We start from the raw sequence: 26,999 nt of genomic DNA, 5'->3' as shown, positions 1-26,999 counted from the left end.
CAGCAAAAATATCCTTTTTGTTGCAATATGACAAGGTAGAAGTGTTAAAAACAGACTTTTTTATGTACGTTATTAAATTTTTCTTTCAAAATATTTGCAAATATCCGAAAAAAAATCTAATTTTGCAGCCGATTATTATAAATTTATTAATTATTATCTAATAAAGAGAGAGATTATGTTTAAAAGAATCGCTTTATTTGTGGGGGGGGCAATTCTCAGTTGTGGAGTAGCCTTTGCCCAAACATCTGTTACCGGTAAGGTAGTAGCTTCAGAGGATGGTGAGCCTGTTATTGGCGCATCAATCAAAGTAGCTGGTACTAATACGGGTACTGTTACGGATGTCGATGGAAACTTCAGTTTGAATGTTCCAGCCGGCTCCAAGTTGGAGATTACCTATATAGGTATGAATCCACAAACTGTTAAAGCAAGTTCTAACATGAAGATTGCTTTGACTTCTGACAACAAATCCTTGGATGAGGTGATTGTTACAGGTTATGGTAACTTCAAGAAATCTTCATTTACAGGTGCTGCTGCTTCCATGTCAACAGCTAAGTTGAGTGATGTTCCTTCACTTTCTGTTGAAGATAAGCTTTCTGGTAATATCCCAGGAGTTTCTATTTCTTCTTTCTCTGGCCAGCCAGGTGCAATGAACTATATCCGTATTCGTGGTATGGGTTCTATCAATGCAGGTAACGATCCATTGATTGTGATTGATGGTACTCCTGTGAACTCTGGTAACTTGAGTGGTTTCAATGATGGTTCCACACAAGTTGGTTACAATGGTTCTGGTACCAATGCACTTTCTACATTGAACAGCAACGATATCGAATCTATCACTGTTATCAAGGATGCTGCCGCAGCCTCTTTGTATGGTTCTCGTGCAGCCAATGGTGTGCTTGTCATTACAACCAAGAGTGGTAGTGCAGGTAAGACCCAGGTTGATTTCCGTAGCGACTGGGGATTCTCTAACATGGCTATCAACTATCGTCCAACGTTGGATGGTGATTCTCGTCGTGCCTTGATTTATCAAGGCTTGAAGAACTATGCTTTTGATAATATTGATGGTACTACTGATGCCTCTGCTGCAGCTTTTGCCGATCAAAATATTGATGATTATGCAGCAAAACCAGAGAATGGTTGGGCAAACTGGCGTGATGCGCTTTTCAAAAATGGTTCAAATCAGAACTATCAGGCAAGTGTAACTGGTGGTAATGATAAGACCAAGTTCTATGCATCTTTGTCATATGCAAATCAGAATGGTATTGTTGACCGTTCAGGCTTGGAACGTATGACAGGTAATGTAAACGTTTCCCATCGTTTTGGTAAGTTCAAGTTGGATGCTAGCACAATGATTTCATCTATGCATCAGAACTCTGCCATGGATGGTGGCGCTTCTTTTGCTGGTGCCATCTCAAGTGCAGCATGGTTCCTTGGCCCTTCTAATGCTATCTATGACAAGAATGGTAATTTGCTGACAAAGACAGATGGCGCTTATAACAAGGGTTATAACCCTATTTATGAGAACCAGCACATGTCTGATAGAACCAACACGACACGTTCTTACAGCACTTTGGCTCTCGAATGGAACATTTGGGACAACTTGAAGTTGCGTGAGAAGGTAGCTTACGACTACATCAACTCTACCGAGGATGTGCTTTGGGACAAATTCTGTGGTAATGGTTCTGGCTCAAATGGTGTGATGCAGCGTACTTACAATGAGTGGACAACCATGAACACTCAGACACAGTTGACATACAATAAGTCTTTTGGTGCCCACAATGTGGATGCTTTGCTTGGTTTCGAGACAGAGGCATGGCATAACAACAACTCATACGCTTCCGGTACAGACTACCCTGGCAACTTGTATGAGTTCGCTAACTCTGGCGATACCTCTATGCAGAGTTACAAGTATGACTCAAAGATGACTTCTTTCTTGGGTCGTGTCAACTACAACTATAACGATTTGTATTATGCTGGTGTAAGCTATCGTCGTGATGGTAGTTCTCGTATGGCACGTGAGAATCGTTGGGGTTCGTTCTGGTCTGTATCTGGTGCTTGGCGCTTTGGTGCAGAAAAGTTCATGGATTCTATCAAGGATATATTGAGCGATGGTAAGATTCGTGTATCTTATGGTGTGAACGGAACTCTTCCATCTGGCTTGTATAGTTACATGAACCTTTATAAGTATGGTGAGTACTACAATGGTAGCAATGGTATGGGTATCATTGGTGTAGCCAACAAGGACTTGAAGTGGGAGCAGAACAAGGCTTGGAACTTTGGTCTTGACTTGACATTCCTCAACCGTATTTCTGTAACATTGGATTACTACGTACGTAATACATCCAATTTGATTATGAACCGTCCTATCTCTATGATTCCAGGTTACTATGATGAATCTTCTCTGTATGCTACCATGGCTCAGAATGTAGGTTCTATGCGTAACCAAGGTATTGAGGTGACCATTTCTTCTACCAACATTCAGAAGAAGGACTTCCTTTGGACTACTTCTTTGAACTTTGGTCATAACTCCAACAAGGTAACAGAGTTGACAGGTGATGATGACAAGATTATCAGCGGTGCCATGATTCATCAGGTAGGCAAGCCTTACTATTCTTACTATATGTATGAGTATGCAGGTGTTGACCCTGAGACAGGTAAGGAGAGCTATTACATCAATGATGGAACTGAGAATGCTCGCAAGACCACTACTAATGTAGCTGAGGCAAACAAAACTATTGTTGGTCATCATGAGCCAGCACTTGAGGGCGGTTTGTCTAACTTCATCAAGTGGAAGTTTATCGACTTCAACTTTACTTTGACCTATAAGTTGGGCGGTGACTCTTACGATTATGCTACTTGGTTGCACGATAATGGTGGTACATTCGCCCTCAATGGAGCAATCCCTTCTTACTATAAGTTGGAGGATATGTGGCAGAAGCCAGGCGATAATGCTAAGTTGCCTAAGTTCCAGGCTGGTTATGGTAAGGGTGTGTTGTCTTCTCGTTGGTTGATGCCTAACGATTATCTTCGCTTGAAGAACCTTACCTTAGGATTCTCAGCACCAAAGGAGTGGATCAGCAACCTTGGCTTGAGCAAGGCTCGTGTATATTTCTCTGCCAACAACTTGTTGACCTGGAAGTCTAAGGATCTTTATGTTGATCCAGAGACACCAGCGGATGGCTTGTGTACATTCGAAATGCCAGCTTTGAGAACTTATACATTTGGTATCGAACTTAGTTTCTAATTTATAAAAGAACGAAATACAATGAAAGTATTAAAATCAATATATAAGGTAATGGGCTGCGCTATTTTGGCAGCCAGCCTGTCATCTTGCGTCAATGATTGGTTGGACGTAACTCCTTCTGATGGTACAGATGCAGATGCAGCCTTGACCAGCAGTTCAGACTTGGCTGCTGCGAGAACGGGTATGTACAAGGCTTTGAAAGGAAACAGCAGCTTGGTAGATTACTATGGTCAGCAATTCTTCGTTTATGGTGATGTTCATGCAGGTGATGATTATCAGTATAATAATATTGGTGGTTCTAACCGTGCAAGTTTCTACTATGACATGAACTATCAGACAGCATCTGAGTTTAGCTCAAGTACTTCTTCCAGTAACGTAGCTTGGAAATCACCATATATTGTTATTGGCCGTGCTAATCGTATCATCGCTGCTGCAGAAGGTGGTGCTTTGAGCGATGCAGCAGAGGCTAAGGCTACTATTGACCAGTATGCGGCAGAGGCAAAGGTACTCCGTGCCCTTGCTCATTTTGACCTTGTTCGTATCTATGGTAAGCCATATACAGAGGATCAGGGTGCATCTCTTGGTGTACCATTGGTAACAGGAGTGCTGGAGTCTAATGCAAAACCTGCTCGTAGCACTGTTGCTGAGGTTTACACCCAAGTAGTGAAGGATTTGACTGAGGCTATCAGCTCTAATGCTCTTGCTACAGAGACAGAACCAGGTTATGTAAGCGTTTGGGGAGCAAAGGCAATCCTTTCTCGTGTTTATTTGAATATGGGTGATTATGCTAACGCCTTGTCTGTTGCTGAGGATATTATCAAGAATTCTGGCGCAGCGTTGTGGACTCGTGACCAATACTTCAAAGCATGGGATGCTTCAACTCCTAATGAGAGTGAGTTCTTGTTCCGTCTCAATGTGGCAGGTTCTACAGACAACAATGACTTGAATGGTATCGGTAACCTCCAGCAGCGTGAAGGCTACAAGGAAATGGTTGCTACTAAGAAGTTTGTTGACATGCTTACTTCAGACCCAAAAGATGTTCGTAACGATATGTTCTTGCCTGCAACTGCAGCCAAAGAGGTGGCAACTTATGGTACCAACAAGGTATATCTGAACAAGTTGCGTGGTCAAGGTGATAATCTTCGTAATGTTACTATCGTTCCAATTATCCGTCTTTCTGAGGTTTACTTGACAGCTGCAGAGTGTGCATTTAGAAATAATGACAAGACTAAGGCTGTAGAGTATCTGAATGATTTGGTAAAGAATCGTACCACAACAGAGGCTTCTTTGGCTACAGTGGATAACATCACACTTGAGCGTATCTTGATTGAACGTCGTAAGGAGTTGATTGGCGAGGGACAGCGTTACTTTGATGCTTTGCGTAATAACGAGACTATCACCCGTTATACAAGTGAAGCTGATAAGGGTTGGCACAAGATATTGAGCAAGGAAGCTCAGTCTTTCAATCGTGATTACTTCAAGGCTATTGCTGCCATTCCGCAGGCAGAGATCAACGCCAACCCTAACATCAAGCAGAATACGGGTTACGGTGAGTAATCGCTGTTAATGGAATATTTTAATAAGATAATATTTTTAATCAAGATATAGGAATGCCATGAGTGGCATTTTCTATAAATCTCTCGGGAGAGGCTGGCTGTGAAGCTCGCCTCTCTTTTTCGATTTATAGCGATATTGAATGTGTCCGTGTTATATTTTATTTATAGCAAAGGTGTCATATATATTGGCACCAATAAGGTCTGTCCATCTTTTTTGAAATCTTTCGTATATAATAGGTATCTTTTGTCGATTCTATCAGAGAACTTCTGGCAAAATTCATCTAGCGACTTGTGACTGTTATATCCTGATGATTTCACTTCTATCGGATAAATCTTCTTGCCACGAGATAGCAAGAAATCTATCTCATAGTTCTTGTGACTTGTTGCATGGGGAAATGTGTAATAGAACAGTTTGTTTCCTGATGCGGTAAGCATTTGGGCAACGAGATTCTCATAGGCATACCCCATATCGCTACTCAGTTTGTCGCTCAACAACTTTTCGTAAATGTTGTTCTCTGTGTAGTCTTTATCCCAAAAAGCAAGTGTGACGAATAGCCCTGTGTCTCCAACAAACATTTTATAGTAGTCTTCGTCACTATGTAATGAAAAACCAACATTGGGATCATTTGCGTGATAGGCGAAATTGACCACCATGCTGTCTTTCATGTCTGCCAAGACTCCCATGAGATTCTTTCTGCCTGCATCATCCAATACGCTTGCTACCTGGTATCTGGCTGAATTTTTGTTTAATTCGGAAGGAATACTCTCGAATAACTTGGCAGCTCTTCCTGTTTTGTCAATCTTTCTGAAGTCGTCAAGATAAAGTTCTATGATTTCTCGCTTTACGGCATCTGTTTTGCTCAGATTGTTGGTATCTAAGTACTCGTTTACGGCTTGTGGCATTCCACCTACAAGCATATATAGACGAAGGTTGCGCATAGCTTCTCGATGCGCTGCTCCCAATGGAACTTTTGCATCGAGAAACTGCTTGAGAAGGGGAAATGTAGCAGTATCGCCCATTGCCCATCGAAATTCCTCGTAATCCATCGGATAGAGATCCAAACGTGTTTCTTCGCTTGGAATCAAAATGTTTTCTACATTCTTTTTGATACTGATAAGAGAGCCTGTCTCTATGTAGTCGTATCTTCCGTCTGCTACTAGGTATTTGATGGCTTGCCGGGCTTGTGGGCACATTTGTACTTCATCGAAAATGATGGCTGATTTGCGTGGCTCCAAGATTACTTGGTAGATTGATTGGAGGCGTAAAAATATGTAGTTCAAGTCCATGAGGTTGTCAAACAGCTGTTTCACTTCCTTAGATGCTTGTGCGAAATCTATAAGGATATAGCTTTTGTATTCATTTTCTGCGAAAGCTTTGGCTACTGTTGACTTTCCTACACGGCGTGCTCCTTTGAGCAAGAGGGCTGTGCTACCATTTCTCTCTCGCTTCCATTCGAGCATTTTGTCGTACACTTTTCTTTTAAATGTTCTTTTTCTCATAACTTGCTGATTTTGAGCGCAAAGATACATATAAGTTCCAAATCCCCCAAATGTTTTTTGTTAAAATGTTCCAAATCCCCCAAATGTTTTTGCTTGAAATGTTCCAAATCCCCCAAATGTTTATCTTTTAATCGGGATGAGGAAAACTTTCCAAGAAAAAAAACACGGACAAATTGAATTTGTCCGGACAAATTTGTCCGGCATGATATAAATCGCTGACTATGAGAAGATTATAAAGATGCCGGACAAACAACCGGACAAATTCAATTTGTCCGTGTTATATTTTTAGGTCATAAATGCAGGTTTGGCATGGCGTAAACTATGACTTATGCTCCAGAAAACGGTGAGTTGGAGGGAAGAAAACTATGAGTTGTATTTGTTAACACTTTGCGAGAACAGGTCTTTCATGGAGAAAAATGGCTGTAGGATGCAATATTATCCCTTGTTTCTTGTTATTATGATATACAAACTGTTGTGGAAATGAAAAAGAAAATAGTTATAATGATGGTGCTGCTGCTTGCTGTTGTGGGAGCAAAGGCACAAGAAGTGGAGAATCCGGTAGGCAGATTCTCGGTAATTCCTCGTATTGGTGTATCTCTGGCTAACTGGAGCGGGTTGACTCTGGAAACTTTGGATGGAACCTCACTAGAGTCTAAGTATCAGGCAGGATTCATGGGTGGCGTAGATGTGGAATATTGCATAAATAAGAGCCTGGGTATTACGCTGGGTGCTTATTATGCCCGACAGGGTATGCGCTTCCCTGACTGCGAGTTGACTGAGAATGCTGAAAAAGGGGAATATACAGGTATTAAGAATCATCATGTGAACCTCGATTATATCCAGGTACCGCTCATGCTGAAAGCCTATCTTGTAGAGGGTTTGTCGGTGAATGCAGGCGTTCAGATGGGATTCCTTTGTGGCGACGGCAAGGTGAAAAGAGAGGAAACCGACCTTCAGAAGGACAAGAACGGGTCTATTACATACAAGGAAATGCACGAGACCGAAGCTCCTTGGCCTGCCAAGAAGGTGGATGTAGCCATTCCTTTGGGCTTGAGCTATGAATATATGAACGTGATTCTGGATGCCCGTTACAACGTGAGCCTGACGAAGGCTAGCAAGGGTGATTGGGATAACTGTAAGAACAAGGCTCTGACCTTTACCGTGGGTTATCGTTTTACATTATAAAAGAATATTTGGATAGAAATAAGAAAAGCCTCAAATCCGCAAAAGATTTGAGGCTTTTACCTTATCTGATAATCAGATGATTCTATGATTCTTTATCCAACCTGGCTTCCTGGCTTAACCTTGCCAAGGAGAGAAGTTACGTTCAATGAGCCGTCGAAGTTGACAGCACTCAGAATCATACCCTGACTCTCGATGCCCATCATCTTGCGAGGAGCAAAGTTGGCTACGAACAATACGTCCTTGCCGATCAGCTGCTCTGGCTCATAGTAGGCTGCGATACCTGAGCAGATGGTGCGCTCTACGCCAGAACCATCGTCGATGGTGAACTTCAGGAGTTTCTTAGACTTCTTTACCTTCTCGCAGTTCAGAATGTGACCTACGCGGATATCGAGTTTCTCGAAATCATCGAAGCTAACCTCTGGCTTGATAGGAGCAGCCTGATAAGAAGCCTCCTCGTTAGCCTTCTTGGTGTCAGCGAGCTTCTGGAGCTGTCTTTCGATAACCTCATCCTCAATCTTCTCGAAGAGCAATTCAGGCTCACCGAGCTGGGTACCAGCCTTGAGCAAATCTGTGCTGCCGAGCTGAGTCCACTCGAAGTTAGGCATATTGATCATCTTGCGGAGTTTCTCAGAAGAGAATGGCAAGAATGGCTCGAAGGCGATGGCGAGGTTGGCAACCAACTGCAGGGAGATGTTCAGGATGGTCTCCACACGCTTAGGATCGGTCTTCCAAACCTTCCAAGGCTCACACTCTGTGATGTATCGGTTACCGATACGAGCCAGGTTCATAGCCTCTTTCTGAGCCTCGCGGAACTTGAATACGTTGAGATATTGCTCTACCTTCTCCTTTACGTCCTTGAACTCAGCGATAGCCTTCTCATCTACCTCCTGCAATTCACCACAGGCAGGAACTACGCCGCCCCAATACTTCTTGGTGAGCTGGAGGGCACGGTTTACGAAGTTACCGTAAACGGCAACCAACTCAGAGTTGTTGCGCTCCTGGAAATCCTTCCAGGTAAAGTTGTTGTCCTTGGTCTCAGGCGCATTGGCTGTCAATACATAGCGCAATACATCCTGCTTGCCTGGCAAATCTACGAGATACTCGTGCAACCATACAGCCCAGTTGCGGGATGTTGAAATCTTATCATCCTCCAGGTTCAGGAACTCGTTGGCTGGTACGTTGTCTGGCAAGATATAGTCGCCGTGAGCCTTCAGCATAGTAGGGAAGATGATGCAGTGGAACACGATATTGTCCTTACCGATGAAGTGAACGAGACGAGTTTCAGGATCCTGCCACCACTTCTGCCATGTTCCCCACTTTTCTGGATGAGCATCGCAGAGTTCTTTGGTATTTGAGATGTAACCGATAGGTGCATCGAACCAAACGTAGAGTACCTTTCCATCTGCACCCTCTACTGGAACAGGAATACCCCAATCCAAGTCGCGTGTCATCGCACGTGGCTGAAGATCCATATCCAACCAACTCTTGCATTGACCGTAAACATTGGTACGCCACTCTTTGTGACCTTCCAGAATCCACTTCTTCAACCAATCCTGATACTTGTTCAATGGAAGATACCAGTTCTTGGTAGGCTTCTTTACGAGACCATGACCAGGGTTGTTCTTGTTGGTAGGGTTGATGAGCTCCTCAGGAGATAGGGTAGCACCACATTTCTCGCATTGGTCGCCATAAGCACCCTCTGCACCACAGCGAGGGCAAGTACCTACGATATTACGGTCGGTAAGAAATTCGCCTGTTACCTCGTCGCAGAACTGCTCCTCTACCTTTTCTTCCAATACGCCCTTGTCATAGAGTGTGCGGAAGAAGTCTGAAGCAAACTTATTGTGAGTTGGCGAAGTGGTACGGCTGTAAATATCAAAAGAGATACCGAAGTCCTCGAAACTCTTCTTGATGAGGTTATGATAGCGGTCAACCACCTCCTGTACGGTAATTCCCTCTTTCTTGGCACGGATAGTAACAGGTACACCATGCTCATCGCTACCGCCGATGAAGACAACATCTTGCTTCTTGAGGCGGAGATAGCGAACATAGATATCGGCTGGCACGTATACACCTGCCAGGTGACCGATGTGCACACCACCGTTGGCATAAGGCAAAGCCGCAGTCACGGTAGTACGTTTAAAGTTCTTTTGTTCCATATTAGCTAATATATTTTTGTTATTTGGCTGCAAAATTACAAAAAATGTTGGAGATAAGAAAGAATTATCGACGCTTTTTCTTACTTATATATATAATAAGGTGTAAAAAGCTGGGTTCTTTAGTGTTTTTATAGTAAGGATAGCGTAGGGCAGGATACGAAAAAAGGCCCTTCGCATCTCTGCAAGAGCCTCCCATCTTGTACATTTCCATCAGACTCCTCCCTGATAGGATTGTACCTAATTATTATCATTTACTTTTTCTAAGAGCTTATTCGTTCTGACAACTTATGTTGTTGACCTTTTACAATCTAATTACCTTAGTATGTAGAAAACTTCCTCCTTATATATTTATATCTATAGAGAGATTTCTTACATTACGTTCATATAGGCGATAACGGCCAACTCTGCAAGAAGAATTACGAAACCAATCTTCTTTACTGCGTTTGTAATTTTAAAAATGCAATCCATAATCTTAATAGTTTTGTTGTTAATAATTAAACTAGCGTTGTGCTAGCGTTCTTTTTACGTTTGCAAAGGTAATGCATTTTTTTATCCTATATGGGGTAATTTTTATTAGAATTAGTGATTTTCGTAAATTTAAAAGCTAATTAAAATCAATTATTACTCCTTAGAGAATAGAAATTACCCCGTCTTGGACGATTTTGCTATTCGTTTTTGTCTGTTTTTTGTGGTATTTTTGTCTTTATGGGGTAATATTTTCGTAATGACAAAAGAAAATAGCCATTCTAAAACAGGCTTGTAACTATTTTAAAATGGCTATTCTTCTATTTTTCTCCCTTTTTTCCTTTATAAATCCAACTTTTTAGAGCGAATGATAGGAAAAAACGGATTTTTATCCTTTTACATATATCTTCTTTATGATTATAAATGTCCTCTTTCTGCCCAATCGCCTCTGTCGAGGGTTCTGTATCCCACGGCTTCTGCTATATGGTCAGGCTTAATCTGTTCACTTCCTGCCAAATCTGCAATGGTTCGTGCCACTTTCAGGATTCTGTTGTAAGCTCTTGCTGACAACGAAAGCTTCTCCATAGCCATTCGGAGCAGTTCTATGCCTTGTTCGTCGGGTTCGGCAAACTGATGAATCATTCTTTCGGTCATCTGGGCATTGCAATGGATGCCTTTATAATCTTTGAATCTTTCGGCTTGAACTTCTCTTGCCTTGATGACTCTTTCTCTGATCTTGGCACTTGGCTCACCTGGTGCTGCCTTCGAAATATCCTGAAAAGGAACAGGACTAATCTCACATTGGATGTCGATGCGGTCGAGTAACGGACCCGAAATCTTGTTCATGTATCTTTGAATCTGGCCTGGCGTGCAGACACAACGATGTGTCGGATCACCATAATATCCGCATGGACAAGGGTTCATACTTGCCACAAACATGAATGAACATGGGTAATCTGTAGAATATTTCGCTCTGCTGATGTTGATGTGGCGGTCTTCCAATGGCTGGCGGAGTACTTCCAGAGTGGTTTTATTGAACTCCGGAAGTTCATCGCAGAACAGAACGCCATTATGGGCGAGCGATATTTCTCCCGGTTGTGGTGAAGTTCCACCGCCTACCAGAGCCACTTGAGAGATGGTATGGTGAGGAGACCGGAACGGGCGTTGGGAAATGAGTGATACATTCTTGCCCAGTTTGCCTGCAATGGAGTGAATCTGTGTTGTTTCCAGACTCTCAGATAGCGTGAGGGGAGGAAGAATGGACGGCAAACGTTTTGCCATCATCGACTTTCCGGAACCTGGAGGACCTACCATAATCAGGTTGTGTCCGCCAGCCGCAGCCACTTCGAGCGCTCTTTTCACGTTCTCCTGACCGCGAACATCGGCATAATCGTATTCACAATGTGTCTGGTTTTCGTAAAATTCCTTGCGGGTGTCAACGATTGTAGGAGAAGGATTGCTTCTGTCACTCATGAATTGTATGACTTCGAAAAGCGTTTTCATGCCGTAAACCTCAAGATTGTTTACGACAGCCGCTTCCCGAGCGTTCTGTTCCGGCACAATCAGTCCCTTAAAGTGCTCTGCTCTGGCTCTGATAGCTATCGGCAGGGCACCTTTGATAGGTTGGAGCGTACCGTCAAGGCTCAGCTCGCCTACCATCATGTACTCTTTCAGATGATCTTCGGGAATGTTGTTGTTGGCGCCTAGAAGTCCGATTGCAAGCGGCAAGTCGAAACTGCTGCCCTCTTTCCGGAGGTCAGCTGGAGCCAGATTGATGGTGATGTCGGCTATCGGAAATTTGAAGCCGCTATACTGGAGAGCTGCTGAAATTCGGTTACGGCTCTCTTTGACCGCCTCGTCGCCTAAGCCTGTGAGGTGGTACATGACGCCTCTGTTGAGGCTTACTTCTACGGTTACAGTAGTTACTTCTAGTCCGTTAACTGCTGCACAATATGTCTTTACTAACATATAGGCGTGCTTTTTATGGGTTCTTGACTAGCTCGAAAGTATTTATTTTAGCAGTTGGTCGAGCTTATTGTAAAGCTCTTGCTTTTTCATGCCTCGGGCGATGATTTTACCATTTTGAAGTATGATGTTGTCAGGAAGGTTTCCCAATCCCAACTTCTTCAAGGTCTTGTCTTCCAGCATTTCGCCGTTGCAGATGATAGGGCATGCGATAGAGTCGCGCTTGATGTTGTTCTTGCATTCGCTCTTGCTGGCATCCAGACAGAAAGCCATCAGCTTAAGCTTGCCGTTCGATTCCTTCTGCCGGCTCTTCAGTTCGCGTTGCATGTCCTGGCTGTCATAGTTATAGGTAGCCCAGGTGTAGATTACGGCAACCGGAGCGCTGCTCATTTCTGTACTAGAAACGAGTTTTCCGTTGATATCGTATGCTGTAAATGAAGGCAGGGTTGCACCGGTGCCTACATTCTTCATGGTTTCTGCCAACTGCTTCATCTTAGCCAACTGTCCGTTTTTAGGCTGTTCCTTCTCTACGATATTGATGAGTGAGAGCGCCTTGCGGTAATCAGGTTGTGTAGAAGTGATGAAGTATTTTCTGATCAGATAGATGCTGCACACAGAATTCGGATGTTCTCTGACGAAGTCTTCAGCATGCTTTTTAGCCTCAGGTGGCGTATCTTTCAGGATGTTCTTGCGGAATTTTGTCATCAGTTCGTTATCCTCGGTTCCGCTTACCTCCATTTCCTTAAGGTGCGAAGCATCTGCCTTGATTTCTACTGATTTGCCCGATTTTGCGAAGATAGGCTGCTCAGAGAAATTAGGGAAAACAAGCATAATGGTAAAATCTTCCTTACATTCGGTTTCGAAAGTGAAACGGCCGCCTTCTACCTTGATGGTGTCAACGCCTTCGAAGCCCCCGTCAGGACTGTATACATAAAACTCGCCTTGATTCATGTTGAGAAATTTGCCTTCAAACTTGAAATGCCCACTGCTAACACCACATGATGTTAAGACCAGCGTAATGAATAAAATGAGGATGTAAGCAAATTTTTTCATAAGGAAAAACTTTAAGGTGCCGCGAGCGGGACTCGAACCCGCACAGCCATTACTGGCCAAGGGATTTTAAGTCCCTCGTGTCTACCAATTCCACCATTGCGGCATGGTAAACGTTAAGAGTTGAGCGGAAAACGGGACTCGGACCCGCGACCCCAACCTTGGCAAGGTTGTGCTCTACCAACTGAGCTATTTCCGCGTTATGTGGGTGCAAAGGTAATGCTATTTCTTTAAATCTCCAAACGATTTACATTTTTTAAGACAAGAAAGCGCCATTTTTTTCGTTTGCCCTCCGTTTCTGCTTAGTTTCCCACGTATATATCGGTTCCTTTGCCGTTGTAGGTTACTTGATATTTCATCAGCGCCTTGTCGTTTTTGCTCTTTCCGCCGCTTGTGATGGTTCCGTTTTCCAGGCTGTAGATGCGTTTACATTTGTCGCAAATTACCGATTGGCGGTTGCCGGTCCATTCCAGCGGATAGTTGGTGCCGCCATATTGTTCCAGACAGTTGGGGCATTGGCGGTCCCAGGCTACAGGTCCGCTGAAGTTGGATAATCCCATGATGAAGCCGTTCTTTTTGGCATCTTTAGGGTCGTTGCCCGCTCCCAGATAAGTATAGTTGGCATAATTCTCCTTCTGTGTAGAGAGAACGATAGTTTCCGTCTTGTTTTTCCCATCGTTTAATGTAGAATAGATATTCCAGGCTCCATTCACCTTTTTGGCGCTAACCATCGTGTAGATGCCCGTTCCGTTGAGGGCTGTTTCCAGACTTGTGCCCGGATGGTATTGCGACTTGAAATAGAACTGGCAGGGATATTTGGTGCTGATGCTGTTTTCTGCATCGCATGAACAAAGTAAGAGCATAGCTATTCCAGCCATGCTCTTCACCTTATTATATATATATACCTTATTATATATGCTATTCTTCATGCAGAAACCTTTCTGTCTTTATTTCAGAAGATTCTTCTCAGCATTCTCCATGCGCTCGAAGTGGAACTCAGAGAGGGTCTGCTCCATCAGCGCCTGAATCTTATCGTTGCAGAGATTGCCGATGCTGCCTTCGTGAGTATGATGAATATCCTTGTTTGGCTTGAATTCGCCAGCCTCGATTTCCAGTCCTACCTTCTTGTAAGCATCGCGGAATGGCATTCCGTTGGCTGCAAGCTGGTTCACTTCTTCTACTGAGAACATAGGGTCGTAGCGAGGATCGTCAAGAATATGCTCGTTCACCTCCATCTTGTTGATGATGTAGGCAGCCATCTGCAGACAGTCCTTCAACTCGCCGAAGGCAGGGAGGAACACTTCCTTGATAATCTGGAGATCGCGGAAATAGCCTACTGGCAGGTTGTTCATGATGAGCATTACCTGCTGTGGAAGGCTCTGGAGCTTGTTGCTCTTGGCGCGAATCAACTCGAATACGTCTGGATTCTTCTTGTGTGGCATGATGCTCGAACCGGTGGTGCACTCCTTAGGCAATTTCACGAAACCGAAGTTCTGACAGTTGAACATACAGGCGTCGAAAGCCATCTTTGCCAAAGTTCCTGCCACGGTAGCCATGGCGAAAGCCACGTTGCGCTCCATCTTTCCTCTGCCCATTTGTGCATAAACCACATTATAGTCCATGCTGTCGAAACCGAGAAGTTCGGTGGTCATGGTGCGGTTCAATGGGAATGAACTTCCATAGCCGGCAGCGCTACCCAATGGGTTGCGGTTGGTCATGCGGTAAGCAGCCTGAAGGAAGAGCATGTCATCGGCAAGTCCTTCAGCATAAGCGCCAAACCAGAGACCGAATGATGAAGGCATAGCCACCTGCAGATGGGTGTAGCCCGGCATCAGTACGTCCTTATACTGGTTGCTCTTCTGAATCAGCTCGTCGAAGAGAATCTTCACGGCGTCCACAATCTCCTTCAACTCATGACGGGTGAAGAGTTTGAGGTCTACGAGAACCTGGTCGTTGCGTGATCTACCCGAATGAATCTTCTTACCCATGTCGCCCAGTTTCTGGGTGAGCATCAGTTCTACCTGGGAATGAACGTCTTCCACGCCGTCTTCTATTACGAATTCGCCCTTGTCGGCGATGGCGTAGATGTTTTTCAGTTCGGCAAGGAGCTGGGTGAGTTCATCTTTCTCCAGGAGTCCGATGCTTTCGAGCATGGTGATGTGTGCCATACTGCCCAGCACGTCATACTTGGCGAGATAGAGGTCGAGTTCGCGGTCTCTTCCTACGGTGAATCTTTCAATTTCCTTGTTTACTTCGAAGTTCTTTTCCCAAAGTTTATGTGCCATAATTTCTTTATTTATTAATCCTGGTAAGGAATCATCGCAAGCGCATCAGCAATTTTTTCGATGCCTTCCTGCAATGGCTTCTTCACCATACCCTTGATAAACATGTTAAGTTCTGCCTTGATGGTGAGTTTCATTTTGCATGAGAACTCGCCTGTAGGGAGCAGCTGAATCCAGAAGTTGAAAGGAACAGGGCTGTTTTCTGTTTCAAACTTGATGGTCTTAGGCTCCTCGCGGTCGATGATGCGCATCTTGATTTCACCCACCATTGGTGCTGTGATAGAGATGCTGTCGCTATCAAACTTGAGGTCCTTCAGCTTTTCCATTTCCTTTCTCTTGTCCTCAGGAATCTGGTCTTTCACCTGCTCGAAGCGGTCTTTGAGCATCTGCAGGTTATTCAGATCGCTCAATGTACGGTAAACAGATTCCTGCTTGTGAGGAATCTGTTTGATATTACTTTCGAATGTACTTGTACTCATTATTGATGGGTCAGCTTGATTACTTCTTCCAGTTAGCTGGGTCCTTGCGCCACTCGTGGAGCAGCTCTACGTCTTCCTGCTTGATATAGCCAGTCTCCAGAGCCTCTGCCACTACGTGCTCATAGTCGGTCAAAGTAACCAGCTTTACGTTAGCATCAGCAAAAGCCTTCTCGGCGATAGGGAAACCATAGGTATAGCTAGCTACCATGCCCACAATCTCGTTGCCGTTCTTGCGGAGAGCTTCTACTGCCTTGAGAGAGCTGCCGCCGGTAGAAATCAAGTCTTCTACTACCACAACCTTAGCCTTAGGGTCGAGCTGACCTTCGATGAGGTTCTGCATACCGTGATCCTTTGGTTTAGAACGAACGTATACGAAAGGCATGTTCAGTTCGTCAGCAACCAAAGCACCCTGCGCGATGGCACCAGTAGCTACTCCGGCTACAGCATCAGCCTCTGGGAACTGCTCCAGGATAGCGTGAACGAGCTCAAGCTTTACATAATTGCGGAGTTCTGGGAATGAGAGAGTCTTGCGGTTATCGCAATAGAATGGTGACTTCCAGCCAGAAGCCCATGTGAATGGATCATTAGGCTGCAACTTGATAGCCTTTACTTTCAATAACTTAGATGCGAATTCTTTCTTCAGTTTGTCCATAATCTTTAAAGGATTAAATTATTATTAATTATTTTGCAAAGGTACAATGATTTTTGCACACGGCGGCTATATTTAGGGTTAAAATGTTTTAACTCTCGGCAAAAAGGGCCTTTAGTCGTGTGCGAAACCTACAGTCAGCACGCTTATCTTCATCTTTCCGGCTGCTTTTATCAGGGTTCCCGCACAGGAGATGATGGTGGCTCCGGTGGTGCATACGTCGTCGATGATGAGGATATGTTTGCCTTCGAGCTGCGTGATGGGGTGCTCGCCCTGCCCGTCATGATAGGTTGCTGCGGCTTCAAAAACCTGGCTCACGTTTTCCAGTCTTTCCTGCCGGTTCTTGTGGGTTTGGCTTTCGCTAAACTTTTTCCTTCTTACGGCATCCTTGATGATGGTCAGATGGGTGAGTTGCTGGATGCCTTTGGCGATGAGAAGGCTCTGGTTATAGCCGCGTTCTTTTTCTCGTTTTCGGGTGAGCGGGATGGGGATGATGACGTCTATTCCGTCGAAAAACTGAATGCCTAACCCCTTCTTTGCCAGCATTCTGCCCAGATAGATTCCCATTTCAGGATGATGCATGTATTTCAGCTGGTAGACGGCTTTAGCCGATGTGGCATGGCTGATGTGATGGAAGAGAGCGCAGCAGCGTTCGATGGGAATCAGATGCCAGAAGAGTTTTGCCATCTCGTTGTCGTAGGGCTGTTCCCAAGTATCGGTTCCCGGCATGCGGAACAGACATTTTATGCATATCATCTCCTCCCCGCCAGCGAGCACATTTCCGCAGATGGCGCAGGTTCGGGGGAAGAATAAATCTAATATGTCTCTTAACAGGCTGGTACGCATGGCTTTACTCTTAATTTTGAGTTTGGATATTGAACTTGATGCTTTGCTTTAGAATTCCTCTTCGAAATCGATGTCTCCCAGATCTTCTTCCTTCATCCGGTCGATGCATTTGTGGATAACCTCCATGCTGTATCCTCTTCCCAGGGCAAAGCGGATGAGTTTCATCGAGCGTTCATAGTCGTTCTTTGCCTTGATGGTTTTATATTTGTTTTTCATCAGGGGCAGGAGGGTTTCCATATACAGGTCGTCTTCTATCTCTTCGAAGATAGGGTCGGAGATGTCCTTCGGAATATGTTTCATCCACAGCGCCTGTTCCACCTTCCGGCGTCCCCACTTGTTGTATTTTATCTTGTCGTTGATAAAGAAGCGTGCGAAACGTTCGTCGTCGATGAATTTCTTCTCGGTCAGGAATTCCATGTTTCTGGTGATGGCATCTTCGGGCAGTTCCCACTTCTTCATCTTGTCGATCATCTCTTGCGAGCAATGTTCGGCTTGGGTGCAGAGGGTGGTGAGCTTCAGGAGCGCCTGCTGCTCGGTCATCGGCTTTTTATACTTTGAACTTTGAGATTTGAACATGATGATTTTACTTTGAACTTTGAGATTTGAACATTGAACTTTATGATTTGCCGGCTCGCATCATTCTCTGCTTTCCGAAGGCATCTTCCTTTGTATCAATAGCTTTAAACCCCAATCCTTCCAGCATTTCCCTTGTTTCTTTTTCGTAGATAGGATTGATTTCGAAGTATAATGCACCTCCGGATTTGAGGGCAGAAGAGGCATATTCGGCGATGGCTCTGTAGAACTTCAGAGGCTCTTCATCGGGCACGAAGAGGGCGATTCCGGGTTCGTGTTCCAACACATTCTTCTCCATATCCGCTTTCTCCTTTTCGCAGATATATGGGGGATTGCTCACGATGATGTTCCATCTTCCGGCATCCGATGTTTCCGCCAACTTCAGGGCATCCTGATATTCTATTTTTACGTTACCGGCATCCAGTAGCGCAACATTTCCCTGTGCTATCTTCAAGGCATCTTCCGAAATATCCCAACCCGTAACCTCCGAGCCGCCGATGTCCAGTCCCAGCGTAATGGCGATGCAGCCCGAACCCGTACAGATGTCCAGGATGCGGATGGTGTTTTCTTCCTTCTCTCCTTCCGTAATCCCTTTGTTTTCAGTTGCATCTTTTTCTATCCACTCGCAGAGTTCCGCCGTTTCGGGTCTCGGAATCAGCACGCCCGGCTCTACATGGAAGGTTCTTCCTGCAAAGTCAGCTTCTCCCAGAACATACTGTACAGGTTCGCCTTTTTGCAATCTTCTGATAATTTCTTCCAGTTTTCTTTCTTCATCTGCAGATAATTCATTAACTTTGCCGCAGATTATGTCGGTCAGCGTCATTCCGTACTTCACATCGAGCACGGTGCGGACGATAGCCTGTGCTTCGCCCGCCTCATATAGAGGGGTAATGGATTGCCAAAGTTGTTGATACGTTTTCATCTCTAAATCGTATATTATGATTTGATTTGAGAGCAAAGGTACGACATTTTATCGAAAAGTAAGTAAAAAACGAAGAAAAGTTTTAGATATGGAACAAAATAATGTTTCTTTTCAGAATGTGAAGACGGGCGAACCGTTGTCGCAAAAGGAAATAGACGAAATGTTTATGCGCCGCTGTCTGCAGTTGGCGAAAAACGGAAGAGAGAATGCCAAACCCAATCCGATGGTGGGAGCCGTTATCGTGAGTGGGGATGGCAGAATCATCGGCGAAGGCTATCATGTAAGATGCGGAGAAGGGCATGCTGAAGTCAACGCCTTTGCATCTGTTAAGCCCGAGGATGAGCATCTGTTAAGCCAAGCTACCATCTATGTGAGTCTCGAACCCTGCTCTCATTACGGCAAGACGCCGCCTTGCGCCGATTTGATAGTAAGAAAAGGAGTAAAGCGATGCGTCTGTGGCTGCGTAGATCCCTTTGCCAAGGTTCAGGGCCGCGGTATCCGCAAGATTCGCGAGGCAGGCATCGAAGTAACAGTAGGCGTTCTGGAGGCGGAATGTCTCGAACTCAACAAGCGCTTCATCACCTTCAACACCCATCAGCGTCCTTACATCATCCTGAAATGGGCGCAGACCGCGAATGGCTTTCTTGACAACGGGGGTAGGGGTATGGCTATTTCCTCGCCTTTCACCAAGATGCTCTCCCACAAGCTGCGTGCTGAGAACGATGCCATCCTCATAGGCCGCGTAACCGATGAGCGCGACCACAGTCTGCTCAACGTTAGAGATTGGAGTGGCAAGGACCCGATGCGCCTGGTCATCGACCGCCATCATCCTTGTTTCGAAGGTCTGGATTTCTCACGGGGCAAGACGGAAGTGTTGCAGCAAATCATGCAGCACTTATATAATAATAAGGTGCAGTCGCTGATAGTAGAGGGAGGCGCCATCACCCATCAGGCATTCCTCGATGCTGGACTTTGGGATGAAATCAGGGTAGAAACGTTGTTATCCACATCGGTGGAAAACTCCGTAACTTCTGGAACGCCAGCGCCTATGCTTCCTCATAACGTCCGGTTAATCAGCCACGAGGCGTATGATGGAAATGTTATCAATACCTATGAGCGGATGTAATCTTCTCATAGATTTGCTTTTCCCTTCGGCCAGCGATTTTCAATTCACAGATGCCACAGATTTAGTGGCGTATGCCCAATTCAACATTCAACATTCAACACTTAACATTCAAGAAAATGAGTAACAGATTTACATCGCGCCTGAGCGATGACGACGATTTCAAGCGAGACGAACTGATACGTAAGATAGAGCATTCGGTAGAGCAGATGACGCTCTCAGAACTGGAAGCCCTGTCCTACGATATGTTTACCAAGGGTTATATGGAGGATTATTAGAAAATCCCCCATTATAGTCCTTGCGTTTAGGATGCCTTTTCCATCCCTTCTTATGTATCGCTATTTTGCTCGAAACGGGTCTTTTGATGTATTTTGCGCAGAATAGCCACTCTTTATTTTGCTCGAAACGATATTTTTACCCCATTTCGAGCAAAATAGCGTGCGTTTATTTTGCTCGAAACGATATTTTTTGTATATTTGCAGCAAAATAAACGCAAAGATTATGGCACAGAAAATTATCGGAAGAAAGCAGGAGTGTCTTATACGTGAAAAAGTTGTCACCTTTAGGATGGTTAAACTAAATATGTTACTATCTATTTTTCTTATCACTAAATGAGTTACGCATTTTTAATTTTATCACTATATGGGTTGTCAGCGAATCCCCATTATACCTAACTAGGTTACTCTTTTTAAGGAGCTATCCCTAGAAAGGTTACGGTGATGATATTCTTTCAAATGCAAAGATACACATTTTCAACTAATTAGAAGAATTTTCCCAAGGATTTTTCCACATTTTCTGCTGTGGCCCCGCTTGAGTATGTGCAACAGATGGTGTTTGATTACCGATACTCATATGCGGTCTTTCGTCGTTATAAAACGCAATAATCCTGGTCAGTTCCTTCTTACATACTTTACGAGTAGGAATTGTCATCCTATAAAGCCATTCCGTTTTTAAAATGCCGTTTGCACGTTCTGCTATGGCATTCTCCAAAGGATCTCCTGTTTGAGTCATACTTATTTGTGAGCCATGACTTTTTAGGATAGACACATAATTCTGACTGCAATACTGGCTTCCTCTGTCAGAGTGATGGATGAGTCCTTTTGCAGTTTCTTCATCAATGCTTTTATATGCCATTTTAAGCGCTTCTAATGGATATACAGTTTCTAATGTTGGACCAACAGCCCATCCAACGATTTTATGGGAATACAGGTCTGTTATAAGCGAGAGGTAGCACACACCTTCATTGGTTTCAACATAGGTGATGTCACTTGCCCAAATCTGGTTCGGACGGGTAGGAACTACTCCCTTAATCAAGTTTGGATATTTGCGGTAATTATGGTCGGAATCTGTTGTCTTATAGCGCCTACGGCGCTTTATACGCACCATGAGCCCATGCTTACGCAGCATCTCAATAAATGCGTCACGACCAGGGAAACAGCCTGTATCCTCAAACATCTGTTTCAATATGGCATGCAACTTTACAGCTCCTAAGCCAGGATTTGACTTACGATACTCACGTGCCTTTTCAATGATGATAGACTCAATGACATCTTCAGCAAAGCCGTCAGAGACATTGCGCTTATTATATGCTTGCCGGGTGAAACCAAACAGCCCACATAGAGTGCCTAAACCTTGGCTCTGGCACTCTGTGCGGAGCAAGCTTACTGTTTGGTACCAGATTTTTTTCTCACAGGAATATTGAAGGTTTCTTCTGCGAGGTCAATCATGGTGGAGAATGCCTTAGAGCGAAGCTTCTCTAACTCCAAAGCCTTGCGGAGACGCTTAATCTCTGCATCTTTCTCTTTCAACTGTTCATTTGTTGTCTTTGCCATATCGTCACGGTTTTGGTCTTCTGGCGGCAAAGATAACAAATCTTTTTCATTTAAGAACTTATCCATCCAAGAAAATAGCACTGTACGACTGCTTATATAGTATTTCTTGATGATTTCTTCTGCTGGGAGCCCACTCTCCATATACTCTCGAACTATCATGATACGATCATCATCTGTAAAAGAGTAGCTATTCAACTCTACCTCACGGGTCTCAAACCAACCAGTGTCCTCATTATACACACGTTCAATTCTTGTCTTACGTTTCATTGTCACTTCTGTTTGTTCCTAAGTGACAACCTTTTTCAGGGAAGTACAGAGAGTAAGGAACTCCTGGATCTTTACAAGGAAAATAAACCTGTTTTTGCAGTAATATATGGTAGAAGAAGGGTCGGTAAAACCTTTCTCGTAAGAGAATTGTTTCAGGATAAAATGAGCTTTTACCATACGGGCTTATCTCCTTACGAGTTAAGTGGTCAAAAAATAATGGAGCAACAGTTGGCTAGTTTTTACTCCAGTCTTGTTCGCTATGGCAGCAAGAGTAAGAAGGTACCATCCTCTTGGCTCGAAGCTTTTGATGCACTCATCAATCTCTTGGAAGAGCAAGATGCAGACAAACGTCAGGTGATATTCATAGATGAATTGCCATGGCTTGACACTCCCCGCTCGGGATTTGTTACAGCATTAGAGCATTTTTGGAATGGATGGGCTGCAGGAAAGCAGAATATCATGCTTATCGTCTGCGGCTCTGCCACGTCATGGATTTCAGACAAGCTGTTAAACAACAAAGGCGGTTTGTTTGATCGCACAACTGATGAAATCAAGTTGCGCCCGTTTACATTAGGCGAATGTGAAGAATACTATCAGGCTAACAACATCGTGATGTCTAAGTTCGACCAGATACAATGTTATATGGCTACAGGTGGCATTCCTTATTATATTTCCATGCTTCAGAAAGGCAAAAGTCTGGCTCAGAATATGGACAGGCTTTTCTTCGAGCCTGCAGCCAAACTCGGCTTAGAGTTCGACCGTCTCTATTCTTCTCTCTTTACTAATGCGGAGGATTGCATGACTATCGTGCGCCTTCTGGCTCAAAAAAGACAGGGATATACGCGAAAAGAAATTGTTTCGCTTACAAAAATACCTAATGGCGGGGGGCTTTCTGCTACATTAAAATCACTCGAAGTGAGTGATTTCATAACATCGTATGTTAAGTATGATTATCCCAAGCGTGAGGTATATTTCCGTCTGACAGATTTCTACAGCAAATTCTATTTGTCATTTATTGATGGCAGAAAGACGACCAATCCGCATTTCTGGAAAGACAACCTGCTGACACCTGAGCTGACAGCATGGCGAGGTTTTACCTTTGAATCGCTTTGCTATTATCATCTGCCACAAATCAAGCAGGCGCTCGGTATTAGTGGAGTGCAGACAGAGGTGAGTCCCTGGAAAAGCAGAAAAGAGAAAGATGGTGCGCAGATAGATATGATTATTGACAGAGCCGACCGCGTCATCAATGTTTGTGAAATGAAATTCTGCGAGGATGATTTCTCCATCAATGCTGCTTATGATAAGAATCTGCGCCATAAACTGAGTACGTTTGCTGAAGAAACGAAATGCAGGAGTTCCTTGCATCTTACATTGGTTACTACTTATGGGCTTAAGTTCAATGAATATGCCGGTCGGGTACAAAGTGTCGTTACAATGGATGATTTGTTTAAATGACAGATACAGTTCTTTAGTGCAAGTAGCTTCGAGGGCCGATGAAAGTACTTACGATAGTTAGCGCAGCTATATTCGTTTTATTATGCCCGATTATTAGGTTAGCTGTTTGTCGGGAACAGCCGATGGGAGAACCGAAAATAGCCAACTGGCAAAATTTAAACAGTCAACTGGCAAAACGCAAACAGTCAACTGGCAAAACGCAAACAGCCGACTAGCGCATGAGTGGCTAGTCGGCTGTTTTACTGGAACAGTTATCGAAAACTCCTTTATTTTGTTTTCGTATAGGCATCCTGCCAAATACTCTTCACTCTTCACCAAAAGCCCCGAATCCCCTGTGTTTATCGGCATTCCAAAGGGTGAAGAGTATTCGGGCACACTTCACCTACTCTTCACCACTCTTCACCCTTCAGTTCTGGCTGATTTGCAATCCACCTATCAGTCTTTCGCCTCAGTTTCCGTTTCTGAAGGTGAAGAGTGGTGAAGAGTGGGTGAAGAGATAAAAACAACTCTTCACCCCTCGGAATGCCGATAAACACAGGGGTTTCCGGCCGAAAGGTGAAGAGTGAAGAGTATTTTGATGATAGCTTCGTTTTATTTCCTAAACATCTATTTTACCATTTTACATTTGGATTGTCCAATAATTAGGCAGCGGTGTCTAATTATTGGACAGTTCTCTTTTTGTGGTATTTTAGTTAACTATTTGATAATCAAGAAAAACTTGTTTTGGCATGGCGATTGCCATTATATAGGAAAATAATGAATGACAATGAAAAGAATAGGATTATACATCGGATTGATGGCTTTGGGAAGCTTGGAGGTCGCAGCGCAGGTGGCGACGGCAACTCATACGGCTGTTGAGGCTGTAGAGCAAACCCATGCTAAGATATGGGGGCTTGACTCCTGTATGGCTTACGCCGTGGAGCACGCTACAGAGGTGAAGCGGGAGGTGGTAAACGCCCGCCAGCGCAAGCAGGATTACCAGCATGCTGTGGCAGGATTCCTGCCTACCGTTTCGGGCGGCGTACAGGGACAGTATGCCTGGGGACGAAACATCGACCCGGAAACCAATACTTATAATAATGTAACGACATTCAACAACTACTATCAGCTTTATGCCGAACTGAATGTCTTCGATGGTTTCGCCACCATCAACGCCTTGAAGCAGGCTAAGTTGAGCCGGGATTATTCAGCCACGGCGATGCAGAAGATTCAGGACGATAGAGCCATCGACGTGATGCAGAAATATGTGGATGCTGCCTATGCTGAGGCAAGCATTCGGATAGCAAGCGAGAAACTGAACGAAAGCAAGCGGATGCTGGCTAAGATGAAGCGCCTGTATGAACTGGGCGAGAAGGGGCGCCCGGATGTGGTGCAGATGGAATCGCAGGTGGCGGAAGATGAATACAATCTTACGCATCAGGAGAATGTGGCAAAACAGAGTCTGCTCGCCTTGAAATCCGCAATGAATTTTCCTGTGGATGAAGAGCTGAAAATCCAGATAGCTGAAGAGCGGAATCTGAAGCTAACGTCTGATAATAAAGAGGTTCCTGAATCTGGAGTAAACTACGAAACCGTTTACCAGGGTTTCCTGCATATTTCTCCCGATTTAAAGTCGGCAGAATACGAAGTGGAGCGGGCACGGTATGATTATAAAATAGCAAAAGGCAGATTGCTGCCATCACTCTCTCTCGGTGGCGGCATTTCTACCAACTATTATAAGAATCTCTCTCAGAAAGGGCAATACGATGGGTTTGCCTCGCAGTTTCACAACAACCAGGGCGAATACCTCGCGTTGACCCTTTCCATACCTATTTATAATAGCGACCGCTGGCACTGCGTGAAGAAGGCGCGTAACGACTGGCAACTGGCACAGGTGAACCTGGAGGAAACCCGTCGCAAACTTCACGACCAGATAGCCCAGGCGGTAATGGATGCAGAGGGTTACGCCAAGGAGTTGCATCAGATGCAGAAGAAGGTGGCCTCTGATTCGCTCGCCTATCACATGTCGAGCCGCAAGTTTGAGGAAGGAATGCTTTCCACCTTCGACCTTCATACCGCAGCCCAGACGCTTCTGGAAAGCAGAATCAAGGAACTCCAGATGCAGATGCTGCTCATTATCAAACAGAGATTGGTTGCTTATTATCAGGGAGAAAATTTAATAAGATAAATTATGGATATAAAGATAGAAAAGAAAAAATATCTCGTGCCTCGCAAGTACTGGGCATGGATTGGCGGAGGAGCGGTTTTGATCGCAGTCCTCATTTGGTTGGGATTGAGCAATTTCTCTTCCACCCTGAAGGTGGACAGAAAGGGATTGAGCATCGGAACCGTGGAGAAGGCACAGTTCAACGATTATGTTTCGGTGGATGGACAGGTGGTTCCTATCTCCGTGGTGCAGATCAGTTCTGAGGAAGGTGGTATCGTTCTGGAGAAAGTGGTGGATGAAGGTGCCCACGTGAACAAGGGCGATGTAATCGTGAAACTGAGCAATTCGAATCTCGACCTGGAGATTCTGAATGCCGAAAGCGAACTTGCCGAAAAGCAGGACATGCTTCGCAATACCCAGATTTCGATGGAGCAGGACCGTCTGAACAATAGCAACGAGGAACTGTCGCTTTCGCAGGATGTCATTACCAAGCGCCGCTCCTATCAGCATCAGGAGGCGTTGCACAAGGAAGAACTCAATTCGCGCGAGGAGTATCTGAAGGCTAAGGAAGATTACGACCTTGCTGTCAAGAAGCATGCGCTCATTAGCAAGCGATTGAAGAAGGATGCCCAGTTACGCCGTTCGCAGATGGATCAGATGGGTGATAATCTGGAAGCCATGCAGAAGAATGTGCAGCTGGTTCGCCAGCGCAAGGAGAAGCTGAACATCCGCAGCACCATTTCGGGCGAAATCGGCTTGCTCGATGTGGAACTGGGACAGAGCATCCAGGCTGGACAGAAGATTGGAGTCATCAACGACCTCAGCGATTTCAAGGTGCAGGCGCAGGTAGATGAGCATTACATCGACCGGGTAAAACCGGAACTTACTGCTACCTTCGACCAGAACGGCAAGCATTATCTCCTGCAGGTCCGCAAGGTTTATCCCGAGGTAAGAGACGGCAGGTTCCGCATCGACTTCATCTTCAAGGGCGTTCGTCCTGGCAACATCCGAACCGGTCAGACCTATTATGTAGATTTGCAGCTCGGTCAGTCGAAGCAGGCAATAATTATCCCTAAAGGCACGTTTTATAGTGTAACGGGTGGTCAATGGATCTTTGTATTAGACAAGAGTGGCAAGAAGGCTTATCGCCGCAAGATTACCATCGGTCGCCAGAATCCTCAGTATTATGAGGTGATTGAGGGCTTGGAGCCGGGCGAGCAGGTTATCGTTAGCGGCTACGAAGCCTATAAGGATAATGATGTATTGGTTTTTAATTAGTAGTGATTAGTTAATAATGA

Annotated in this window: 22 protein-coding genes and 2 tRNA genes; 9 read left to right on the top strand and 15 right to left on the bottom strand. The window is 44.7% G+C overall.

Going from position 1 to position 26,999, the window contains the following annotated elements; translation table 11 throughout:
* The first annotated feature begins 175 nt into the window (after positions 1 to 175).
* The gene (locus ONT18_RS11995; protein WP_264905799.1) at positions 176 to 3,244 is read left to right on the top strand and encodes a SusC/RagA family TonB-linked outer membrane protein; all 3,069 of its coding nucleotides are present in this window, start codon (positions 176 to 178) and stop codon (positions 3,242 to 3,244) included.
* Between the two features lie 21 nt (positions 3,245 to 3,265).
* Complete coding sequence (locus tag ONT18_RS11990; protein ID WP_264905798.1) at positions 3,266 to 4,801, top strand: RagB/SusD family nutrient uptake outer membrane protein; 1,536 nt, start codon at positions 3,266 to 3,268, stop codon at positions 4,799 to 4,801.
* Between the two features lie 161 nt (positions 4,802 to 4,962).
* On the opposite strand, the gene ONT18_RS11985 is transcribed toward ONT18_RS11990, so the two are convergent.
* Positions 4,963 to 6,300 carry an ATP-binding protein gene (locus tag ONT18_RS11985; RefSeq protein WP_264905797.1) on the bottom strand — a complete coding sequence of 446 codons (1,338 nt, stop codon included), beginning with the start codon at positions 6,298 to 6,300 and terminating at the stop codon, positions 4,963 to 4,965.
* Positions 6,301 to 6,780: 480 nt separating this feature from the next.
* Between ONT18_RS11985 and ONT18_RS11980 the strand changes: the two genes are divergently transcribed.
* Entirely contained in the window at positions 6,781 to 7,485 is a 705-nt protein-coding gene (locus tag ONT18_RS11980; RefSeq protein WP_264905796.1) for a porin family protein, read from the top strand.
* Positions 7,486 to 7,577: 92 nt separating this feature from the next.
* On the opposite strand, the gene metG is transcribed toward ONT18_RS11980, so the two are convergent.
* The 12 genes from metG to prmC form a co-directional block, all read right to left on the bottom strand.
* The gene (metG, locus tag ONT18_RS11975; protein ID WP_006848073.1) at positions 7,578 to 9,644 is read right to left on the bottom strand and encodes a methionine--tRNA ligase; all 2,067 of its coding nucleotides are present in this window, start codon (positions 9,642 to 9,644) and stop codon (positions 7,578 to 7,580) included.
* Between the two features lie 882 nt (positions 9,645 to 10,526).
* Entirely contained in the window at positions 10,527 to 12,077 is a 1,551-nt protein-coding gene (locus tag ONT18_RS11970) for a YifB family Mg chelatase-like AAA ATPase (RefSeq protein WP_006848071.1), read from the bottom strand.
* Between the two features lie 42 nt (positions 12,078 to 12,119).
* The gene (locus tag ONT18_RS11965) at positions 12,120 to 13,127 is read right to left on the bottom strand and encodes a DUF4369 domain-containing protein (protein ID WP_264905794.1); all 1,008 of its coding nucleotides are present in this window, start codon (positions 13,125 to 13,127) and stop codon (positions 12,120 to 12,122) included.
* A gap of 17 nt (positions 13,128 to 13,144) precedes the next feature.
* Positions 13,145 to 13,230, bottom strand: a tRNA-Leu gene (locus tag ONT18_RS11960).
* 20 nt (positions 13,231 to 13,250) lie between these two features.
* Positions 13,251 to 13,323 (bottom strand) — tRNA-Gly (locus ONT18_RS11955).
* A gap of 103 nt (positions 13,324 to 13,426) precedes the next feature.
* Positions 13,427 to 14,053 carry a hypothetical protein gene (locus ONT18_RS11950; RefSeq protein ID WP_264905792.1) on the bottom strand — a complete coding sequence of 209 codons (627 nt, stop codon included), beginning with the start codon at positions 14,051 to 14,053 and terminating at the stop codon, positions 13,427 to 13,429.
* Between the two features lie 18 nt (positions 14,054 to 14,071).
* Positions 14,072 to 15,409, bottom strand: coding sequence for an argininosuccinate lyase (gene argH / locus ONT18_RS11945; protein WP_264905790.1), 1,338 nt, complete (start codon positions 15,407 to 15,409; stop codon positions 14,072 to 14,074).
* 14 nt (positions 15,410 to 15,423) lie between these two features.
* Positions 15,424 to 15,885 (bottom strand): SRPBCC family protein, encoded by a 462-nt coding sequence (locus ONT18_RS11940; protein WP_117587246.1) that lies wholly within the window; start codon positions 15,883 to 15,885, stop codon positions 15,424 to 15,426.
* 19 nt (positions 15,886 to 15,904) lie between these two features.
* Positions 15,905 to 16,537, bottom strand: coding sequence for an orotate phosphoribosyltransferase (gene pyrE / locus ONT18_RS11935; RefSeq protein ID WP_006848066.1), 633 nt, complete (start codon positions 16,535 to 16,537; stop codon positions 15,905 to 15,907).
* A gap of 111 nt (positions 16,538 to 16,648) precedes the next feature.
* The gene (locus ONT18_RS11930; protein ID WP_264905789.1) at positions 16,649 to 17,290 is read right to left on the bottom strand and encodes a ComF family protein; all 642 of its coding nucleotides are present in this window, start codon (positions 17,288 to 17,290) and stop codon (positions 16,649 to 16,651) included.
* Between the two features lie 138 nt (positions 17,291 to 17,428).
* A complete protein-coding gene (locus ONT18_RS11925) occupies positions 17,429 to 17,956 on the bottom strand; it encodes a regulatory protein RecX (protein ID WP_264905788.1) in 528 nt (175 codons plus the stop codon).
* 40 nt (positions 17,957 to 17,996) lie between these two features.
* Positions 17,997 to 18,875: a peptide chain release factor N(5)-glutamine methyltransferase gene (gene prmC / locus ONT18_RS11920; RefSeq protein WP_022121545.1), complete on the bottom strand. Its 879-nt coding sequence runs from the start codon at positions 18,873 to 18,875 to the stop codon at positions 17,997 to 17,999.
* 88 nt (positions 18,876 to 18,963) lie between these two features.
* On the opposite strand from prmC, the gene ribD reads away from it, so the two are divergent.
* Both ribD and ONT18_RS11910 read left to right on the top strand, forming a co-directional pair.
* Complete coding sequence (ribD, locus tag ONT18_RS11915; protein ID WP_264905785.1) at positions 18,964 to 20,001, top strand: bifunctional diaminohydroxyphosphoribosylaminopyrimidine deaminase/5-amino-6-(5-phosphoribosylamino)uracil reductase RibD; 1,038 nt, start codon at positions 18,964 to 18,966, stop codon at positions 19,999 to 20,001.
* Positions 20,002 to 20,117: 116 nt separating this feature from the next.
* A complete protein-coding gene (locus tag ONT18_RS11910; protein ID WP_022121547.1) occupies positions 20,118 to 20,276 on the top strand; it encodes a hypothetical protein in 159 nt (52 codons plus the stop codon).
* 478 nt (positions 20,277 to 20,754) lie between these two features.
* Here ONT18_RS11910 and ONT18_RS11905 read toward each other — a convergent pair whose 3' ends face one another.
* The gene (locus ONT18_RS11905; protein ID WP_264905033.1) at positions 20,755 to 21,657 is read right to left on the bottom strand and encodes an IS3 family transposase; all 903 of its coding nucleotides are present in this window, start codon (positions 21,655 to 21,657) and stop codon (positions 20,755 to 20,757) included.
* 2 nt (positions 21,658 to 21,659) lie between these two features.
* Positions 21,660 to 22,097, bottom strand: coding sequence for a transposase (locus ONT18_RS11900; protein WP_089543290.1), 438 nt, complete (start codon positions 22,095 to 22,097; stop codon positions 21,660 to 21,662).
* Between the two features lie 12 nt (positions 22,098 to 22,109).
* Between ONT18_RS11900 and ONT18_RS11895 the strand changes: the two genes are divergently transcribed.
* From ONT18_RS11895 to ONT18_RS11880, 4 genes are all read left to right on the top strand, one after another.
* On the top strand, positions 22,110 to 23,555 hold the full coding sequence (locus tag ONT18_RS11895) for an AAA family ATPase (RefSeq protein ID WP_264905784.1): 1,446 nt from the start codon (positions 22,110 to 22,112) through the stop codon (positions 23,553 to 23,555).
* A gap of 356 nt (positions 23,556 to 23,911) precedes the next feature.
* The gene (locus ONT18_RS11890) at positions 23,912 to 24,055 is read left to right on the top strand and encodes a hypothetical protein (RefSeq protein ID WP_264905782.1); all 144 of its coding nucleotides are present in this window, start codon (positions 23,912 to 23,914) and stop codon (positions 24,053 to 24,055) included.
* Positions 24,056 to 24,321: 266 nt separating this feature from the next.
* Positions 24,322 to 25,722 (top strand): TolC family protein, encoded by a 1,401-nt coding sequence (locus ONT18_RS11885; RefSeq protein WP_264905781.1) that lies wholly within the window; start codon positions 24,322 to 24,324, stop codon positions 25,720 to 25,722.
* Positions 25,723 to 25,725: 3 nt separating this feature from the next.
* A complete protein-coding gene (locus tag ONT18_RS11880) occupies positions 25,726 to 26,979 on the top strand; it encodes an efflux RND transporter periplasmic adaptor subunit (RefSeq protein WP_264905779.1) in 1,254 nt (417 codons plus the stop codon).
* Positions 26,980 to 26,999: the final 20 nt, after the last annotated feature.

This window comes from Segatella copri (assembly GCF_026015295.1).
Classification (GTDB): domain Bacteria; phylum Bacteroidota; class Bacteroidia; order Bacteroidales; family Bacteroidaceae; genus Prevotella; species Prevotella copri_C.
Note: the sequence above shows the minus strand (reverse complement) of the source record. Positions and strands in the feature narration are given on the sequence as shown.